An 18,386-nucleotide genomic window follows, 5' to 3' on the forward strand; every position below is an offset into this window, starting at 1 on the left:
AACCGATTGAATGTAAAATAAAGATCCAGCGAGTTGGGCGACCTATCAGGAAATGTGGATTGTTGAATGTCCTTCCCGACTGGCTTTCGGCACAAGTCAGGGATCTGAGTGAGTTCCAGAAGTATGTCGACTTTATAATTGACAGATCACATACTCCTGGAAAATTCCGGGAGCAGGTTGTCATCGGAGCAGACGATGAAAAACTCACCTGTCTGATAGAAGGCTATGCGCATGAGGGGCCTTTTATTACGTCATCAGTCATCGCAGGAAAATTTTCACAGGGTACTTGGGATTTTGTAATACCTGTAAAACATGCACCGGATGAATTGATTGAAATTCAAAGCATAAAAATTGATGAGGTATCGCTTTCAAATTGGAAGATGAATTCGAAAGGTAAAACGCAGTCAGACGTATATCTGAATTATGATGGTACGAATCTCAATCAGAAATTACTGAATTTAACAATCAATGTGATTCAGGGGGGCGTTCAGGCAGAAGTGAGTTCGAAACTTATCTTGCAGAAGCCAGGCTAGCTTGAAAAGAAAGTGGCGTATTTTGAAATTGACCAAAAAAGTCTGGAAACGACGAAGACATTGCGGTGACAGAATATTGGACGAATTGAATTGAAATTCGTTGAGATTACACAGTGTGATATTTATGACAATGTGGTAACAGACTGCTGAAAGGGTAACGATGATATCTTTTATGTTCTTTCTTGTTTTGATGCAAAATGAACTGGAAAATGTATCAGTATCCACGCAAAAAGATGGTGTAGACGTCGTGCAATCAAAGTTGGATGGCATTCTTAGTGAAGCCGCTGCTTCAAAAGAAAACAGTGTGGTTCCAGACTCATATGAGCGGAAGGGCATTCTTGAACCAGATGGCCGAAAATTTACTTATGCTGTAGAGGGGACAGCTCGCTCTTTATGGTTTGAGTACAACAACCGGGGAGAAATTGTACCTTGTAATCGACTGGATGATGGGGCTTTTTTGATCAAAATGGATGGTCCTGCAGTGACAGTTGATTCGCGGGGGGATGGTGAAAAATGGTTAAATATCTGTCAGCCTGTCATGAGGTTTGTTGCTCCTTTGTATTTTGATAAAAGGATGAATTTTGAAGATCGTTTGAACTGGATTCGTAATGAATTTCTCAGCCCCAAAGGAGAGTATTACGAGATGATTCGCAAAGGTAATGCTTGGATTACTCTCAGACAGGAGGGGGACAAGTATGTCTTAAAGCTCTTTGAAAAAAACTGGAAACATAATCCGAGATTAAGCGTTACTTTTGATACAGAAGCAGGCCTGCATCTAATTAAGTGGGTTGAAAAAGATGGAGCTGAAAACGCCGAACAGTGGAGTTATGTTTCTGAAATCAATAACGAGTACGCTGAAGTCATCCCCGGAGTCAGAATGCTGGTGTCCGGTACCTATGAGATTCAGGATACCGGCACAGCTGCCAAGGAGCGTCCTCCACATGTTACAGGAAGCATTAAATATACTGCGACCACGATTGGACAAAAAAAGACAGTTCCTATGGATATCGACAGCTTATCAATTAAACCCGGTTCTGTTGTCGAAGATCATCGTGTCGACCCGCATGTCGTGAGGAAATTTGGTGATACTCCCATCGATCCCGCGATATTAAAAAATGTTCTCGAACGTGATTACGGTAAGAAAAAACGTGTAACTCAATCGCCTTCGATTGGCAGTTATCGCTTAGCGATCCTGTTGTTTTTTAATGTGTGCTTTCTGGCGATTTTTGTATTTCTGTTTCTTCGGCGACGCCGAAAAACTCAATAGGCTAAAAAGATTCGATGAGAAATTGCGATAAGACTCATCTATTGATTGAAAAGTTCATCGTTGTCGTTTTTCTGTTCGTCTCTCTGTTATGTGCAGAGAATTTAGCATCTGGAATTGCATCCGACGATAGTCTCAGTCAGCTTGATCTGGTTGATGTAGACCTAAGGCTTTACCGGAATGAAGATCAGGTTTGCGGGCCGGTTGCTGTTTGCGCTGCGTTAACTGTAGTGGGAGCTCCACAACCGTATGCGGACGTGCGCGCATCAATCCCTGTCACGGATCAGGGAAGCAGTTTAGAGGACTGTAAAAAATATCTGGAAACACATTGTTCGCGCGTTATGCAGGTGAAGGCAACGCACGAGTATATCCAGCGGTTTCTGGCTGAAAATGAAGATTCTGCTGCAATAATTCATGAAAATCAAAATCATTGGGCTTGTATATCAGGAGACAAAAATTACAATGTTAGAGTGTTTAGGTATCCAGGGTGGGAACTTTGGAAACACACTACCAATGAGGGAGAATTTGTATATGCACTTTTAATCTCCAATCATTCCGGTGATGTTCAGTTACCGAAGCAATACGATTATTTGACGCTGAGCCTCTTGGTAAGTTTGGCGTTGCTTGCAGTTGTTAACTTTCGGTTTCTTATGCAAAAAACGGGATCTTGATTCAATCCAGATCAGTATACTTGTCCAAAATCGTTTATTGAACAGGAGATGATGAGATGAAACGGGGGATACTGGGAGTCATTCAAGTATTGGTTTTGGCTGTTTTATTTAATGCTTATGCATTTAACTTCAGCGTCGAAAGTTTTGAGGTCTCTTCTGCAGAGGCGTCGAGTGTTTTTGGAGGAGTTACCTGCAATGGGCAGGAGTTGAAAAACCGTTGTGGTAATACCGAGACAACCTGTGATGCACCTAATGATGCAAATTTCTGTGATGCATCGACTGTGGGGCAGAGTTGTGTTTCAGCTGGAGGAGGTGGTCAGTATGAAGGAACAGGAAGTGCCTTTGGTTGTATCAAAACAGGTGCAGCTGGCATTTTGTGCTATGGCACTTCAGGCCCCGATCAGGAGTGTGACGCAACGACAATTTGTGTTTGCAAAAAACCCTTTGGTAAGCCCCATGCATGTGTGAAAAAAACCATGAACTGGAAAGTGAAAGAATCAGCAAAAACATCCACTACAAATTGCACAGAAGGTGGTTAAAAGGGGATGCATGAAATCGCCTCAGAAATAATCTGAAGGATGAAACACTTTAAAGAAAACGATCAAACTTTTGCGATATCAAAACCTCACTCAGACAGAAATGTTTGAGTGTGGTTTTTTTACGTACAAACAAAAAAAAGTAAGTGCGCTTAGATGACGCTCAATTAAATGATTGAAAAATGCGATCTGAAATTCAATCTCTTTCTTAAGTTGATTCAATGCCAATTGACCATCGAAACAATATAGCATAGAGAACAGCTCACAGCTGCAACACCTCCTCATACCGTTCCATCGTGCGTCTGGAATTGAGTGCTTTCAAGCGTGGCAGGGCAGATTGATACAGGGCTTCCGCTTGTTCTGTTTCTCCCAGCTTGGCTAATGCGATGGCTTTGTAGGCGCGGGCGACGTCGGTGTAGAGGCGGGAGAAGGGTTGGTTCTTGACGAAAGGTTTTAAGCGGTGTTCGGTTTCGTTCAACGGTTCGATCGCTTGTTGAAAATTTCCCCGATTCAGTTCGAGCAGCCCTTTTGCCAGGGGAAAGACGTTTTCCAGTTGATCGCTGAGTTGCTGTTGTTCGAGTTCTTCAATCAGTTCCTCGGCACGCCCCAGATCCTGATCCAGCCTCAGCAGGGTATTCGCATAACCCAGGATCAGCGGAGCGTTTCCCGGATCGGCTTCGTAAGCCTGCACGCGGTATTCGAGCGCACGTTCCATTTGATTGTCATACTCTGCGATCTCTGCGAGCCGCGTCAGGTAGACCCAATGCGGAATTTTTGCAGCATCCGAGAAAGGGGCCATGACATCCAGCGCTTCTTCCCATCTGCCCAGCCCCGACAGAGCAGACGCTTTGCGAGAGGCGATTTCCAGAGGAGGTAATTTTTTGCGAAGTCGGGGCAGCCGTTTGAGGACTTCATTCCAGCGGCCCCAGCACAAGTCGTCCAGCATACGATTGTATTTGAGGGCCGGCGTTAAGAATGTGGTCAGTAATGCTATTATCGGTGGGAGCACAATTAAAGGAACCAGCATGGCCACGAACGCACTCGCCATGCGGTCCGTTCCCTGCTTCAGCATCCAGATGAAAATGCTTCCCAACAGAAAAATCCAGAACATGCGCCGATAGAGTTTCTTCAGCATCATCAGGAATAAGCCGCCACTGCTCATGTTTCGCAGGGCCACCATGTCAGCCGCGGAAATCGGTCCTTTCTCTGTGGAGACTTTCCGGGGCATCATCTCAGTAATTGCAGCCGCAAGATCGTCGGTGTGCAACACAATTTCCTGGTATTCATCTGCCTCCAACGCACGCAGCGCATCTTGCGCAGAGGCAGCTTGAATACATTCTGTCCTGCGTTTGCCGGACCGGTTCGTCGCCGTATAGAAATAATCGGGCATGAGAATCAAGCATTTACAGATGAAAAAGGGTGGTGAAATTTATATGCTGTATGGACAAATGATAACAAGGGGCGGGCGTGAACTGCAATCAAAGCATTCGAGTCACCCAATCAACGTTAGTCCAGAAAAATTCAGAAAGCGATGAACGAACAAACTTATGAAGCCTTTTATCAAGCCCATGTTGAAACTCACAAGGTCCTGGGATGCTCAGAAAACGAAGTGTCGGTATTAGAGCGAATGCATGGCGTTCGACTGCCGGAGGACTACAGACGGTTTCTGGTCCTGATGGGACGAGAGGCTGACATTCGCCATTTGATTGGCAGCCATTATTTGTTTCCTCAACTAAATGATCTTCAACAATGGGGAAAAGAGCTTCTGGCGGGATGTCAAATGCAAGAGCTACCTGAGAACTCGTTTGTCATCATGATGCACCAGGGATATCAGTTTTATTTTCTCTGGAATGGAGCCGTGTATTATTTTCTGGAAGGGAAAACTGAATTTGAAAGACGATTTGATTCCTTCACAGAATGGTTTTGCTGCTAAACGTTTCCGGAATGAAACCGCGGGAGCGCCCCCGATAGGTGTCTGGCAAAACATGATCGACTTGGATTGAACGCAATTGCCGTGAAATCTTCGAGTGCTACATCTACTCATTACTCAAAAAATCGGTAACTCACAGGAAAACTTGCGTGCCGAGCTCATTCGAGTCTGTTGCCTCTACTGGACATCCCACCTGCACTCTGTCATGCTGGATAGTAGCAAAAATCTGTTGCAATTATGAATTCGGGAGACGATATACATGAACGATCACACCAAAGATCATTCCCCCAACGAAAATCAGTCTGTGTCACGGAGAACGTTTCTGCGTGAAGCGGGTACAGTGACCGCGGCGGGGTTGGCTGTGGCGCCGGCGGTCTGGGCTGGTGCTGGAAAGAATGCGGACACGTTGCGCGTGGGTCTGATTGGTTGTGGCTCCCGAGGTTCCGGGGCCGCCGTCAATGCGATGCAGGCGGATTCGAATGCGCGGCTTGTCGCGATGGCGGATATCTTTGAAGACAAACTGAAAGCGAGTGCGGCACGCATTCAAAAATCGATCGGCGATCAGTATGCCGTCGATCCGAGTCAGGAATTCGTGGGCTTTGATGCTTATGAAAAATTATTAAATACCGACGTCGATGTCGTACTGCTGACCACGCCCCCGCACTTTCGCCCCGCTCATCTGAAACGTGCCATCGAAGCCGGCAAACATGTCTTTGCCGAAAAGCCGGTCGCCGTGGATGCCCCCGGCGTGCGGTCGGTAATGGAAACGTGCCGCCTGGCAAGGCAGAAACAGCTTTCGATCATGTCGGGCCTGATGCTGCGTTACAGCAAGGCCATGCAGGAAACGGTCAATCGCATTCACGACGGACAGCTTGGAAAGATCGTGACTCTGCAGACGAACTACAATATCAATGGTCTCTGGTCACATCCCCGCAAGCCCGAATGGAGTGACATGGAATGGCAGTTGCGCAACTGGTATTACTTCACGTGGATCTCAGGAGGCCAACTGGTGGAGCAGCACGTGCATGGGCTCGATCTGATGTCCTGGGTTATGCAGGAAGAATATCCGGTCAAATGTTTCGGGTTGGGCGGTCGACAGTCGCGGACCGATCCGCTCTACGGCCACATCTTTGATCATCATGCCATCTGTTACGAATACAAGGGCGGCGAGCGTTGTTTTGCCTTTTGTCGCCAGCAGGATGGCACCGACATCAATACGTCGCAACTGGTGTTCGGCGAAAAGGGAACCGCCGATTTGAATCGGAATACGCTCAGCGGCGCGAAAACCTGGCGTTACAGCCGGGCCCGCGGCCGCGAGAGAAATGGCGTGAGAGATCTGCCGTACGTGCAGGAACATGCTGCTTTGTTCAACAGCATTCGGACCAGTTCGCCGCTCTGCAATGGTGAGTACGCGGCCAAAAGTTCGCTGATGGCCATCATGGGCCGCATGGCTTCGTATACAGGAAAAAGCGTGAGCTGGGACGAAGCCTGGAATTCTAAAGAAGACCTGACGCCGCCGGAATACGCGTTCGGACCCTTACCAGTCGCCCCCGTCGCCTTGCCCGGCAAGACCAAATTTTATTGAGCGGAGTAATGAGACGGAACTGTCTGGTTCTCTCTTAGTGGGCGATGATGCCGAGGTCGAATTTTTCTACCACGAAAATCACGAAAATCACGAAAGACACGAAAAGGATGAGTTCTCACTGTGTCAAATTACTCAACCTTGTCTTACAAAGTCGCGAGATAATGGATGCATTCGCAGAGCAACTGGCGCAATTACACTCGAAAGGGACCTAAGTAACCTGGTTTGCAGTGTTTCTAAAAACCGGCGATTTGGCTTCTTTTCCCGTGATGTTTCTTTCTGCTTTCCGCCTGAGTCTCCAGTTAACAGTTTTACCCGGAAACCGTTACTGTCAGGGGCTCATCAGTGCAATCAAAATTTTCCACAGCACGCAGGGTATTCTTGTGCATCGTGCTGGTTTTCTCGGTGGTATTGATTCCCTATTCTCATGTGGAGCATGGCAGCGGCGGATTCGGGTTCACTCTGTTTTGTGTACACGTCGCGATCTACATTTCCGTGGTGGGCATCATCGATACCTGCGTGCTCATTTTTCGCGGCGTCTGGGATCGGATTACTCCCACGTTTTTCTTCCGCGCCTTCATCATCAATCTCGGTCTGTTCGCGCTGATGTGGTTGATTTTGGTTGCCAGCCTGCATTGACGGAAAATATGAACCGTTCCGCGCTATTTCGAGAGAGGCACAAACCGATGAAACTTATTGAAGCGATGCCTACGTTTTCCCGGTGGTATCTGTCGCTGGTTAAGATGCCTCGGCTGCCTTACGTTGCTTTTGGAGTGGCGTGTGTCATTGGGACGGCTGTCTTTCCACTTGTCGTGATGTTGACTGAACCATCCGTGTTTTTCAGCGAGACTTTAGTTCTGTATATTCCCTTTTGGCTTCCTGGGCTGGCGGGGGATCTGGCACTCCTGTACTGGAGTGAGAAACAACGGCCGTTTCGACCATCACTCATGCTGCGGCTATTGATTCTGGCGCTGGTGATGGAGGGGTTCTATTTGATGAACCATTATTCAAATCCTCCTGCAAAACCGCCTCAATCAACAATAAATGAAGAAACAATGAACCAAGTCATTTTCATGAGTATCTATGGGGTACAGAGTGTGCTGCTGCTGATCTTGGAACCGGGGTTACGCTGGTTGTTGAAGAGGCGGAGCATTTCCAAAGAGATGCAAGACGAAACCCAGGAGTCGCCCTGAACCTGTCTGAGGTTCTGGTGTCATCCGTAACGACAGCTTCTCCCCCTTGATTGAGAGCGCTTATGCCAGATTCCGTCAATCCGATATTCAATGCAGCAGATGTGCAAAAACGGCTGGAAGTAATAAATCAGCAGATCGCAACGGAATCGGAACCTGCGGTTTTAAGCCCCTTATTATTTGAACGGGCACAACTCCAAGTTTCTCTGGGTGACGATTCTGCTGCGTTAGCAGACTGTTTCTCTGCCTCGCATTTCACATGGGGGGATCGGCTGGCGCTGTCGCAGATTCACACCCTGATTTCACAAATCTACTTGGAGTACGAGCAGAAAGAGAAAGCCCTCTGGTGGGCGATGTCAGCCGTGGATCGGGGGCCCGATAGTGTCGAGGCTCAATTTATCCTGGGCCAGGTACTGGCATTCAGCGAGTTTCGGCGTCAGGCCGTCGATTGCTTTCGCAAGGTGCTCGCACTCGAGCCCCAGCATCAGGCGGCTCAGTTGGCGCTGGGAGTGAGTTTGCGCGAGACCAGTCATCATTATTTTGAAGATGCGATCGCGGTCTTAACCACGTATGTTGATGCTTGGCCCGATGATGCGGACGGCTGGTTTGAGCTGGCGTATGCGACATATATAGCCGAGATCCTTCCTGGTAGAACTCAGGGGGTGTCACAGGAATTATTTCAACGGGTTCGGATGTGTCCCGGATATGAAAAACATGAATTTCGTATTTATCGCTGTCTGAATGAAGTCGACGATTGTGAAGAAATGAAGGCTGCTACCGCCATTCTCCCCGAGAAAGCAGAACTGGAAACACTGGAATCAAAATCAGTTACAGCATATGCGCTGCGGTGTGTCTGGCGTGTGAGATTCTTTCTTGCCTGTGTGGGAAATGAGGCGAATGAGGAATATAAAAAAGAAATTGCAGAAGAATCATTCCCGAATAACTTCCTGAGTGGGAATTTGGTGGCCAGCGTCGTGACAGCCGCGTTTCGGTACACAGTGCAGATGATCAAGGAAGTGAGAAAAAACGAATTCGATGAAGCCACCGATCTCGCAGTGTTGGCTGCTGAGGCAGCAGTCTACGCGACGTACCTTTATCAACGGGCGATGCCGACCCAGACTGTCAGCAAGAGAGCCGCTAGCGAGTTGGCGCAAGCAGCACGGAATGATTTTCAGAGACTGCAGGAATTCGATGTTGATCAACTAGATGACTATCGGGAGAACGGTCCACTGGGAGATCTCTGGCAAGACCAGCCTCCAGACTGGTATCGGTCTGCCCGGAATGACTACGAACAAAAGCGGGCAGAATGGAAGTTGGAGATTACAGTATAAAACAATGACATTCGTCTCAGTCATCCTGGATTGCAGCCACGATCTGGCGGGCCAGTTGTTTTTCTTCCGGCGTGAAGGTGGGTTTCAGTTTGTGATATCGATTCTTGAGGCCAGGATAGGGGTTGCTTTTCAGGAGAGATTCACGGGTTAGCTGCCGGGTTACTTCATGCAGGGCCGGTAATCGGTCACGTTCTTCCCAGGTCTCGCAGGCGATGGTGGTGGCTTGTTCCAGTTGTCCCCCATTGAGCAGCGCCGTGACCAGTTCTCGCTCGGCTTTTGGTTTTAACTTGGCGTGTACGATGTTTTGTGTGACTGTGACGGCCTGTTTAAGTTGTTTCGATCGAATCAATGCAAACACAATTTCCACCTGTGCCTCTGGTTTCCAGCCAAAATGATTGAGGTTCTGTGTCAGCTCCTGTGCTTTGATGACTTCCCCTTTGCGCGCCAGCTGGATTGCGATTTCGCACTGCACCTCAGCCTGTAGTTCCGGGTCGTGAGTCTGTGCAGCCAGTCTTTGAGCCAACTGGAATTCTCCCGCCTCTACCAGGCGATTGGCTACGGTCTGTTGGATTTTGGATTTGTCTTTCAGATCGGCAGATGTGTTCAGCGCGATTTCAACCGCTTCAAAGTATTTTTTGGTTTTGACCAGTTCACTGACAAGAAACTCTATCGCTTCACATTTTTGTTCTGACTCGTTCAGTGTCTGAGTCACTTCCAAAGCCCGGTCAGTTTGATCTGCCGCGATCAGTTTTGTAATCATCTGGTGAAAGACAGGGACCGTGGTGTGCCATTGATGTTGCGCATCGTGATAGTCATAGGTAATGCTGTCGTCCCGTTGATATTCGGTATTATCGATTTTCTGAATGATTTGACAGGCTTGTTCGATTTCATTGGAGTCCAGGAGTTGTTTCACCAGTTTTCCGAATGCTGTCGATTGCTGATATCCGTCCTTAATTTTCAGCGCGAACTCCAGTGCCTGTGGAAATTTTTTCTGTTTCGCCAGACAGGACGAGATTGATGCATAAACTTCAGCCGATTGAAACGTTTCAGTGAGCTGCAACGCCTGTTCCCACTTTTCTGCATTGATCAACAATTCCACAATCTTATCCAGGACCATGTATTCTCCGTAAACTTTAGGGTCGATGTGTGGGGCCAGTTGTATGGCGCGGTCAATTTCTCCTGCTTTCACCAGCTGTGAAACAACATAGGCCAAGTGCTCAATCTGTTCTTCATGATCGACCTGTTTGACTTCTGTGTTATTGATCTGCAGGACCAGATCTTGTGCTCGTTGGAACTGGCGGAGTTGAATCAGTTCGTCGGCAATGCTGTAGATCGCGGCCCGTTGCCGGTTCGGGTTTTTTATCTCCCAGGCGACATCGAGCGCCTGTTCAATTTGATTCGCTCGGGCCATTTGCAATGCGATTTGCAGGAGAATCAATGATTTTTTGTCGGCACTTACTTTGTTTGTCAGCTTCATTGCTGCGTTCCATTGGTGTGTTTCCTGAAAGGACCAGGCCAGGTTGAAAGCGGCAATTTGCTGGTACTGCTCGGATTGAATTTCCGGTATCAATTCCAACGCCCGATTGGGATTCTTTTTCACTAGAAACGTAGCACTCAGCGCCAAGGCGAGGTCCCTTTCATCCGGATCAGTCAGTGCCCGGATTTCGATCAATGTTTGTTCGACGCCTGATTGTACTATCAGGGCACGCCAGATTTCTTTGAGTGTCTTTGATTTCACTTTCGAACCTGACATTTGGCCGGTGATTTTTCGAGCCTGTTGTATTTCTTCATTTTCGATCAAATTGCAGGTAATTCGCTCGAATGCTGTGTCACGTTGAGACGGGGATTCAATTTTCCGGGCGAGATTTAAAGCTGAATCGATTTGGTTGTCTTGAATTAACTTCGTTACCAGTTGTGTGTATGCTTCGTCTTGCCACTTGGGTGTATCCAGAAGTTGCACCATGTCGCAAGCGTGTTCGAGATTGTCTGTTTCCATAAGAAACTTGATCGCCTGACTCAGTGCGTTGGATTTTTCATTCTCGGTGTGCTGATGCCGGGCAACATAGAGCAGCAGGTCTTCCGGTGTCTCCCAGGGTTGTGGTTTCCTGGCTGATATAGTGTTTACGGGTTGAATGGCCGTCATCTGGGAGGGAGTTGACGGCGTACTGACTTCCTCTTTTGTATCGCAGCCTGTCAACAGGCACAGGCAGACAAAACAAAGCAGCCTCTTCATCGTTAAGTGAGACGAAGTGTTTCGATCCATGAGGAATTTTCGTTTGAATTGAGCCAGGAATCCGATGTTTTCTATTTTGTCTGTTCCAGATCGACGAGGCAAGAACAGATTCAATTCTCGGAAGAGATTTCATTCCACTCAGTTGCCTTGATGCCCGACCTTGTGGAGCGGATTGTCTGAGGTGGGGCGGTCAGCAGATATTCCTTTCCCGACTCAAAAATTAGGTCCCGGTTACGCCTTTTCTTGATTCCAGAACGATTCCGGAGAAAATTCTCATGAACCAGCTTCAGCAACAGAAAAGACATTATTCGATATCGATGGGATTCGATCCGTCATTTTCCGCTCTACGATTCTGGTTGGGAATCGAAATTCGGGCTGCCTTTCAACTGATCGATCTCCCGTTGCTGTTTCTTGAGACGTCGGCGAATTTCTCGTTGCTGGTACAGTACGCAGAAGATTGCAAACAGTAGGAATGCTTCAAGAAATGACATTTTGTTATCCTGCTACAAAAAATTGATGGCTTTCGGGAGACAATTCAATTGAACGAACCGCAGGCGCGAAGGTTCAAATTTAATGGGAAGAATAAGGGCTTCAATTCGCGTTTATAGCATCCACGATCTGGCGGGCCAGTTGTTTTTCTTCTGGTGTGAAGGTGGGCTTCAGTTTGTGATCTCGGATTGTGCCTTTAGAATAAGGCTTATATTCCAGGGGAGTGCCTTTGGTCAACTCCTGAGTGACTGCATATAGTGCGGGTAATTTTTCGAGCTTGTCCTCAATCCGACAGGCGATCTGTGCAGCCTGTGTCAGCTCACCCGCTTCAATCAGTGCCGAGACCAGCTCTCGTGCGCATTCCGGATTCAAACGGGTCTGTTCCAGCTTCTTGATCATATTTTTGGCGGCAAGCAGTTCTTTTCGGGATTCTGGCTGATCCTGGAGTTCCTGAAATTTACTGGCTAGTTTCAAATGCAACTCTGCCTTCAGCTCTGGAATCGGAGTCTGTTGAGTCAGCTCACGAGCCCACTGACGTTCTATGGCTTTCTGCAGCGCGATGTAGGTAGTTCGTAAAACTCGGGCCTGGTATTTTGTCTCTGCAGAAAAATTCAGTGCCACATCGTAGGCTTCCTGATACTTCTCTCGTTTGATTAACTGTTCGCAGAGATAGCCCGTATAGACGCTTTGTTCTTTCTGTTCGTTTAGCAACTGTGTCACTGCGAGTGCGCGTTCGGGTTGGTTCGCTTCCAGTAGCTTTTCGATCATCTTTTCGTAAACACGTTTGTCTGAGTGCCAGTGGTGGGGAGAATTATGGTATTGTCTGGATTCGGGGCCCGTGCATTGAAAGCCGGTGTCGTCCATTTTCTGAAGTACTTCAAACGCCTGGTCCAGTTGGTTTGCTTTCAGCAGTTGAACCACCAAAGGCGCCAGAGCCGCGGAGCGGTGGTAACCGTCTTTGATTTTCAAAGCGATCTCCCGTGCCTGATCGAACTTCCCCTGATTCGCCAGTTGAAACGAAGCAGCCGCGTAGATGTCGGCTTGCGGAAATGTTTCTGTGAGTTGTAACGCCTGTTCCAGATCTCCCTGAAGGAGCTGTGCTTCGATCAGCTTCTCAAAGAACTTGTAGTGTCTAAAAACTTCGATGTCGACGTGAGTGGCGTAGTCTTTGATTTGATCCAGGTGCCCCTGTTCCAGCAGTCGACCAGCAAAACTGGCCAGGGAATAGAAGCGTTCTTTCTCTTCCTGCTGAGTTTGTGAAGTCTTATTGACGAGCAGCATGACTTCCTGTGCCCGCTGCGGCTGGTCGAGCTCTAATAGCTTATCGGCGATATAATAAATGGCACTGGTTTGATACTTGAGGTACTCCATTTCCTGTGCCACCTGGATGGCCTGTTCGATGTTGTTGGAGTTCATCAGTTGACGGGAGATATCGTCACGGAGTGAATCATAGGGATCGACAACCCCCTGGAGAACCAGGCTCATCGCCGAGCCTATCTGTCCCGCTTTCAGCTGAGACCGCGCAAGGGTACCCGCGGCAATCTGTTGATACTCTGCAGAGCGAAGTTCCCGCAGGAGTGCTGTTGCCTGAGGAATCTGATTTTGATTCGCCCTACGGACAGCGACACAACATACCGTCAGTTCCCGTTCTTCGGCGAGTTGAGAACGGCTCTCTTTTAATGCCTGTTCGATGTCGGCTTCGGTTTTCAATGTACGGGACAGTAATTGAACCACCTTGTATTTGGAATTCAAGTCGGTCATCTGTTTCACGATGCTGCGGGCCTGTGTGACAGCACCGTCTTTGATCATTTTCGAGGCGATTCGGTGCTGCGCCCTGCCACGTTCAGTCGGGGAATCCATTTTTTCCACCAGTTTCAGTGCCTGCGCGTTGCGGTCTGTATAAATCAGTTTGAGGATTTGTCGCTTCTGTGCCTTTTCTTGCAGTTCCGGCATTCGTATCAGGCGAACTGTCCTGCTGGCGTAAGAGAGATCCTCGGCATCAACACATGCCACCGCTGTTTGAACCAGGTCGAAGTCTTTTTCATATCCTGAGGGTTGATGCCGGGTAACAAAGAGCAGCAGGTCTTCCGGAGTCTGCCAGGGTTGAGGGGCCTGATCTGGTGCACCATTCGTGTGTGTGGTTTTACTGGAATTCACTTTGGTGGAGATAGACGGCGTGCTGACTTCCTCTTTCGTTTCGCAGCCTGTCAAGAGGCACAGACAGATAAAACAGAGAAGTGACTGTCTCTTAAAGTGAGGCGACGTATTTCGATCCATCAGAAAATCTCGATTGAATTGAGTCGGAAATCCCTTACCAGAGACTCATTTTGTCTGCCTCAAGCCGACAAAGCAATACAGGATTTAACAAACGCGTGAGATCAGATTCACCACTAGAGGGAAGTCCTTGTCTGCCTCAGACTTCCCACTCGGTGGCCTCAATGCCCATGCGGGTCGCGCGGAGGGCATTTTGTGAGGCGTGCATCGGCATTTCGGTTTTCGCCATCTGTTGGAAGTTAGTTTGCAGGATGCGGGCGAAGGTCGCGGCGAGGGTGGCCTCGTCGTCGTCGAAGCCGCCGTGACTGAGGGAAGTGGAAAACGATTTCGGGTCGGCGTCGTTCGTATTCGGCGAGCGAACCCAGTCTGCCGATTTTCGCTTGAAGAATTTTTGCAGGTCCGGATCTTGCTCAATAAATTTCTGCATGCCGAGAATCGGTTCTCCGTCTCGGAACAAGGGGACGCGGGCTTCGTCTTCAAACGCGTTTGAGACGAGGTACAGGAGTGATTTGTGATAGATCTTCGCACAGTGATCGTCCCGCTCGGCTTTATCGGTCAGTGTGAACAGCGCGAATTTCGACAGGTTGCCGCCTTCGACCGCGGGTTGATAGGTCTCTTTAAAGAGTTCGACCGTGCAGGCAGGCGCCCACATCGTGCAGGTGGAAACGGATTGTCCCAGGCCGGTTTTGTTTTTCATGGGACCACTCTTGATTTTTCCTTTGGTGCACAGCAGTTGAATCAGGGGAGCCATGAAGATGGAGCCGGCACTATGACCGGCGATGTGCAGTTCAATCGAGTTGTCATCCTTGATCAGTTTTTGCAGGTGACGCGCCATTTTTCGCACGCCCCCTTGCGCACTGGTAGATGCAGCCAGCGCATTCTCTTTCATTTCATCCCACTGTGCTTTGCCGGTGAGGAAGCGCGCCAAAGGTTCCAGGGCATCATCCAGTCGGTCCAGCATGAAGTCTTTCGCTGTATCCAGCAGGCCTTCCGTGCGGCGTTGTTTCAAGGCGTCTTTCAGAATGTTGACCAGCGTCGTCCAGTAATCGGTTTTCCAGATGAAGGCCAGTGGATAAATTTCCGCATCCAGTAGAACCTGTCGGTAGTCGGCGACGCGCTGGATGGCGGATTTTTCATCGGTTAAACCGCCGTGAGCGTAAAGCAGGATGCGTTTCTTTTTCCAGCCGGCGGTCACGCGGGGAATATCCTGTTCGAAGATATTCTTGACCGCATCTTCGGAGGTTCCATACGTGCCGGTTTCACGGAGGCGACCATCATTGCCGATGCTGATAATGTGCGGCCTGATGTCGTGGAATGTATAACCCACGCTCGAAGTGGCGACTTCCGCATTGGCGCGGGCGATGGCGCCGGCGGTTTGCAGTTCAATGGGGACACCCAGCCGGGCGACCCAGACGTCGGTCCCGTTTTCCAGCCAGTCGGCGTAGGTGATTTTCGCAAAGCCGCCCCGTCCCCAGCTTGTGGACCAGGAGTTCTGAATCCAGAAACCCTCGCTGTCATAGGCGACGATGGCAAACGCGTGGCCTCCCAGTATTTTGGTTTTGTGAGGGATGGTTCCGTCTGAACCGATTTTGTTCCAGCCTTCATGCACGATGGCCGTCGCATACAGGATCTCCGCTTCCTGAATTGCGCAGTGCATGGCGACGAGGTCGCGATGATTCACGCGAAAGTACGCACCGAGGGGCCGGTGTTTGGAATCGTCGGCGCGTGCGGGTGTCAGGTTGTCATCCACTCGTCCAGCTTTGTAAGGCCAGAGTACGTCGGTGCAGACACCGTGCTTGTGCCAGCCTTTCATTGCGCCGCGTGCACTGGAGCCGGAATACCCTTCGCCGGGCCATTCATCGTAGCGCTTGGCCATCTCATACAACATACGGGCACTCACGGGTGTGGCATCGGGAACCACTCTGCGTGTCATAAGCAGACAGTTGACTACCGTGGCCAGTCCAAAGCCGGTGCAGGCTCCTTCGACGCCCTGATCAAGTACGGGAACATTCTTTTGCTGATAATCTTCCAGCGGGCGATATGTGGGTACTTCCGTCAGGGTCGGGACAAACATCCGGTCGCGGAAGTCGAGTGTGTCAGGCCGGGCATCCAGTGTTCGCTCTGTGAGTGTGACGGGTTTTGTTTTTTTACGGGCCATGAAAACGTCCCCTCTTCAGTAGAATGCTGTTTGTAGAAATGTGTCATTATGTATTGGTGTTCGTATTTATCTTACTGGGAGAATGGTATGGGTCAAGCAGATTTTCCGGGAAATGTGGGCTCTCGTTCATGTGGGGGCGTAGACGAAGTGAACCTGCTTGCATTTTACTTTGTCGTTACGAAGATTTAATAAAACAAGCATGAAAAATATCAGAAGCGAAGCAGGTCTTCTCAACAGAAAGAGTCAATGATGAATCAGTTCATGGAAGAGTATTGTCAGTATCCCTATTTTTTGATCATTGATCTGGAAGCGACCTGCTGTAATCGGCAGTCGGTGACCCGCAATGAAATGGAGATCATTGAAATCGGGGCCGTGATAGTCGACCGCGATTCGCTGTCGGCAGTCGATGAATTTCAGACGTTCATTCAGCCGGTCCGGCACCCCCAGTTAACGCCGTTTTGTACTGAGTTGACCTCGATTCAGCAGTCCGAAGTGGCTGATGCACCGCAGTTTCCTGCAGCGCTAAGTCTGCTGACAGAGTGGATGGCCTCTTATGCACCCGCCTTATTCTGTTCCTGGGGTGACTATGATAAATCGCAGTTTCAACAGGATTGCCGATACCATCAGATTCCCTATCCCTTTCCTTCTGCCCATCTGAATCTCAAAAAACAGTTTTCCCGCGCTCAGGGGTATCCTAAAAACTATGGCATGGCCCGAGCTTTGAAACTGGCGGGAATCTCCTTGGAAGGGACGCATCATCGGGGCATTGATGATGCGCGGAATATGGCCCGATTGATGCCCTGGATTATGGGGAAGAAATAGCGGTAGTCGGAGAACGCGGCTTTTCGTTATAGAATCAGTCAGCCGAAGCACGTCACGGATTCGCCCCGGTGTGGAAAATGGTAGGGCGAAATGCAGATCGATCTGAAAAAAGCAGAAACAATTTTAAAGTCACTATTTGCTTTCATCTGGTTGATTGTATATAATAACCTGTTCATAGGTTCTGGGCCAATCTACCTATTTGACAGTGGATTCCTAATTGACTTCATTGCGGTCAGGGTAGAAAATGGGAATTGAGCGAAACCGATTCGCGAAACCGCTTTTTGAAATGACAGACCCGTCACAACTGCATCAGTCTGAGAAACGATAATCACATTAAGGGAGTTATCGATGCACACTAAAGTACCGAATTCCAAGCACTCATCTCGCCGTGGTTTTACTCTGATTGAGTTATTAGTAGTGATGGCGATTATTGCCTTGCTGGCTGCAATGTTGCTGCCTGCGATTCAAAGAGCCCGGGAGAGTGCCCGTCGTACACAGTGCATCAATAATTTGAAACAGCTTGGTCTGGCCGCGTTCAACTATGAGAGCTCATTCCGCTGTCTGCCTTCGGGCTGGGTTGAGATATTAGAGCTTGACATGAACGGCCAGCCAATCGCTCCTCCGGCACCAATCAACAATGCCAATGTCGCATTTAATGAAGATGTCGTCATTCCCCTCGATACAGATCAACTTGATTCCAATGGGAACCGGATCACCCAGTATCGTCTGACTGAATGGGAAGTTTCTCCGTGGTGGGGCTGGCAAGCATTGATGCTTGCTGAGTTGGATCAGGCTACCATTAACATTGATTACGATCAGTTTAAATTTTCAAACGACAGTAAAGAAGCCAGTACAGTAGCGATTGAGAGCTTTATTTGCCCGAGTGCATCTCTTCCAACGAATCGGCCGCGTGGACTTGGCTATTGCAATTATCGTGGCGTGGGTGGATATACTGAAGGGACCCTGCCAGTGGTCCCTTATACCCGTCGATTTAAGGGGGGGATTTTCGGACCTAACAGTGCAACCCGTATTCGAGATATCGGTGATGGCACCACCAACACTCTGATGTTTGGTGAATCCTCTTTTGGATTCTGGGCAGACAGCCATAGTGCTGTCGCAGGATATGTTGCGAACTCTGATGGGAGTTCCACATTTCATGAGCAGCATAACTTTGATGGTATGCCAGAACAGAATACTGCATTTTTCCTGACCTTTGGTTCCTTCCATGATGATGTCGCTCATTTTGCACTTGCGGATGGCTCTACGAAATCCATGGCCAAAAATATTGATGCCAATCTCTTTCGTCAACTTTGTGTACGAAACGATGGCGAACGGGTGACCGGCGAGTGGTAAAGCAATGCTGAGCCAGATTT

The 18,386-nt window shown here is 48.9% G+C and carries 16 protein-coding genes (1 of these 16 cut by a window edge); 11 read left to right on the plus strand and 5 right to left on the minus strand.

Translation table 11 applies throughout. The features are described 5' to 3' along the window. From Pan241w_RS03870 to Pan241w_RS03885, 4 genes are all read left to right on the plus strand, one after another. A protein-coding gene (locus Pan241w_RS03870) for a DUF1573 domain-containing protein (RefSeq protein WP_145211225.1) crosses the window boundary here: on the plus strand, positions 1-533 show its 3' portion. The gene continues 466 nt to the left of window position 1, outside the view; 533 of the gene's 999 nt are visible here — the last part of the coding sequence; the start codon falls outside the window, past its left edge; its stop codon occupies positions 531-533. A gap of 160 nt (positions 534-693) precedes the next feature. Then, on the plus strand, positions 694-1,800 hold the full coding sequence (locus Pan241w_RS03875) for a hypothetical protein (protein WP_145211228.1): 1,107 nt from the start codon (positions 694-696) through the stop codon (positions 1,798-1,800). 14 nt (positions 1,801-1,814) lie between these two features. Continuing rightward, the gene (locus tag Pan241w_RS03880) at positions 1,815-2,468 is read left to right on the plus strand and encodes a hypothetical protein (RefSeq protein ID WP_145211231.1); all 654 of its coding nucleotides are present in this window, start codon (positions 1,815-1,817) and stop codon (positions 2,466-2,468) included. 56 nt (positions 2,469-2,524) lie between these two features. Continuing rightward, the gene (locus Pan241w_RS03885) at positions 2,525-3,007 is read left to right on the plus strand and encodes a hypothetical protein (protein WP_145211233.1); all 483 of its coding nucleotides are present in this window, start codon (positions 2,525-2,527) and stop codon (positions 3,005-3,007) included. Positions 3,008-3,266: 259 nt separating this feature from the next. Here Pan241w_RS03885 and Pan241w_RS03890 read toward each other — a convergent pair whose 3' ends face one another. Further along, complete coding sequence (locus tag Pan241w_RS03890; protein WP_145211236.1) at positions 3,267-4,394, minus strand: tetratricopeptide repeat protein; 1,128 nt, start codon at positions 4,392-4,394, stop codon at positions 3,267-3,269. 141 nt (positions 4,395-4,535) lie between these two features. Between Pan241w_RS03890 and Pan241w_RS03895 the strand changes: the two genes are divergently transcribed. From Pan241w_RS03895 to Pan241w_RS03915, 5 genes are all read left to right on the plus strand, one after another. After that, positions 4,536-4,937, plus strand: a complete 402-nt coding sequence (locus Pan241w_RS03895; RefSeq protein ID WP_145211239.1) for an SMI1/KNR4 family protein — start codon at positions 4,536-4,538, stop codon at positions 4,935-4,937. Between the two features lie 256 nt (positions 4,938-5,193). Next, positions 5,194-6,519: a Gfo/Idh/MocA family protein gene (locus Pan241w_RS03900; RefSeq protein ID WP_145211242.1), complete on the plus strand. Its 1,326-nt coding sequence runs from the start codon at positions 5,194-5,196 to the stop codon at positions 6,517-6,519. A gap of 342 nt (positions 6,520-6,861) precedes the next feature. Continuing rightward, entirely contained in the window at positions 6,862-7,155 is a 294-nt protein-coding gene (locus Pan241w_RS03905) for a hypothetical protein (protein ID WP_145211246.1), read from the plus strand. A 47-nt stretch (positions 7,156-7,202) separates the two neighbouring features. Beyond that, on the plus strand, positions 7,203-7,709 hold the full coding sequence (locus Pan241w_RS03910; RefSeq protein ID WP_145211249.1) for a hypothetical protein: 507 nt from the start codon (positions 7,203-7,205) through the stop codon (positions 7,707-7,709). 62 nt (positions 7,710-7,771) lie between these two features. Further along, the gene (locus Pan241w_RS03915) at positions 7,772-9,037 is read left to right on the plus strand and encodes a tetratricopeptide repeat protein (protein ID WP_145211251.1); all 1,266 of its coding nucleotides are present in this window, start codon (positions 7,772-7,774) and stop codon (positions 9,035-9,037) included. Between the two features lie 16 nt (positions 9,038-9,053). Here the strand turns inward: Pan241w_RS03915 and Pan241w_RS03920 are convergent, their stop codons facing one another. The 4 genes from Pan241w_RS03920 to Pan241w_RS03930 form a co-directional block, all read right to left on the minus strand. Beyond that, positions 9,054-11,300, minus strand: coding sequence for a tetratricopeptide repeat protein (locus tag Pan241w_RS03920; protein WP_145211255.1), 2,247 nt, complete (start codon positions 11,298-11,300; stop codon positions 9,054-9,056). Between the two features lie 314 nt (positions 11,301-11,614). Next, positions 11,615-11,761: a hypothetical protein gene (locus Pan241w_RS29255; RefSeq protein ID WP_198000312.1), complete on the minus strand. Its 147-nt coding sequence runs from the start codon at positions 11,759-11,761 to the stop codon at positions 11,615-11,617. Between the two features lie 100 nt (positions 11,762-11,861). Then, the gene (locus tag Pan241w_RS03925) at positions 11,862-14,036 is read right to left on the minus strand and encodes a tetratricopeptide repeat protein (RefSeq protein ID WP_145211258.1); all 2,175 of its coding nucleotides are present in this window, start codon (positions 14,034-14,036) and stop codon (positions 11,862-11,864) included. A gap of 136 nt (positions 14,037-14,172) precedes the next feature. Beyond that, complete coding sequence (locus tag Pan241w_RS03930) at positions 14,173-16,191, minus strand: C1 family peptidase (protein WP_145211261.1); 2,019 nt, start codon at positions 16,189-16,191, stop codon at positions 14,173-14,175. 246 nt (positions 16,192-16,437) lie between these two features. Here Pan241w_RS03930 and Pan241w_RS03935 point away from each other — a divergent pair, with 246 nt between their 5' ends. Then, positions 16,438-17,013 (plus strand): 3'-5' exonuclease, encoded by a 576-nt coding sequence (locus Pan241w_RS03935; RefSeq protein ID WP_198000313.1) that lies wholly within the window; start codon positions 16,438-16,440, stop codon positions 17,011-17,013. Positions 17,014-17,361: 348 nt separating this feature from the next. Continuing rightward, a complete protein-coding gene (locus Pan241w_RS03940; RefSeq protein ID WP_145211263.1) occupies positions 17,362-18,366 on the plus strand; it encodes a DUF1559 domain-containing protein in 1,005 nt (334 codons plus the stop codon). Positions 18,367-18,386: the final 20 nt, after the last annotated feature.

This window comes from Gimesia alba (assembly GCF_007744675.1).
GTDB lineage: Bacteria > Planctomycetota > Planctomycetia > Planctomycetales > Planctomycetaceae > Gimesia > Gimesia alba.

Bases quoted from the DNA above. Each gene is read 5' to 3' on its own strand.
- Pan241w_RS03875 (WP_145211228.1), top strand. From the start codon at position 694: ATGATATCTTTTATGTTCTTTCTTGTTTTGATGCAAAATGAACTGGAA.
- Pan241w_RS03880 (WP_145211231.1), top strand. From the start codon at position 1,815: ATGAGAAATTGCGATAAGACTCATCTATTGATTGAAAAGTTCATCGTT.
- Pan241w_RS03885 (WP_145211233.1), top strand. From the start codon at position 2,525: ATGAAACGGGGGATACTGGGAGTCATTCAAGTATTGGTTTTGGCTGTT.
- Pan241w_RS03890 (WP_145211236.1), bottom strand. From the start codon at position 4,394: ATGCCCGATTATTTCTATACGGCGACGAACCGGTCCGGCAAACGCAGG.
- Pan241w_RS03895 (WP_145211239.1), top strand. From the start codon at position 4,536: ATGAACGAACAAACTTATGAAGCCTTTTATCAAGCCCATGTTGAAACT.
- Pan241w_RS03900 (WP_145211242.1), top strand. From the start codon at position 5,194: ATGAACGATCACACCAAAGATCATTCCCCCAACGAAAATCAGTCTGTG.
- Pan241w_RS03910 (WP_145211249.1), top strand. From the start codon at position 7,203: ATGAAACTTATTGAAGCGATGCCTACGTTTTCCCGGTGGTATCTGTCG.
- Pan241w_RS03915 (WP_145211251.1), top strand. From the start codon at position 7,772: ATGCCAGATTCCGTCAATCCGATATTCAATGCAGCAGATGTGCAAAAA.
- Pan241w_RS03920 (WP_145211255.1), bottom strand. From the start codon at position 11,300: ATGGATCGAAACACTTCGTCTCACTTAACGATGAAGAGGCTGCTTTGT.
- Pan241w_RS29255 (WP_198000312.1), bottom strand. From the start codon at position 11,761: ATGTCATTTCTTGAAGCATTCCTACTGTTTGCAATCTTCTGCGTACTG.
- Pan241w_RS03925 (WP_145211258.1), bottom strand. From the start codon at position 14,036: ATGGATCGAAATACGTCGCCTCACTTTAAGAGACAGTCACTTCTCTGT.
- Pan241w_RS03930 (WP_145211261.1), bottom strand. From the start codon at position 16,191: ATGGCCCGTAAAAAAACAAAACCCGTCACACTCACAGAGCGAACACTG.
- Pan241w_RS03935 (WP_198000313.1), top strand. From the start codon at position 16,438: ATGATGAATCAGTTCATGGAAGAGTATTGTCAGTATCCCTATTTTTTG.
- Pan241w_RS03940 (WP_145211263.1), top strand. From the start codon at position 17,362: ATGCACACTAAAGTACCGAATTCCAAGCACTCATCTCGCCGTGGTTTT.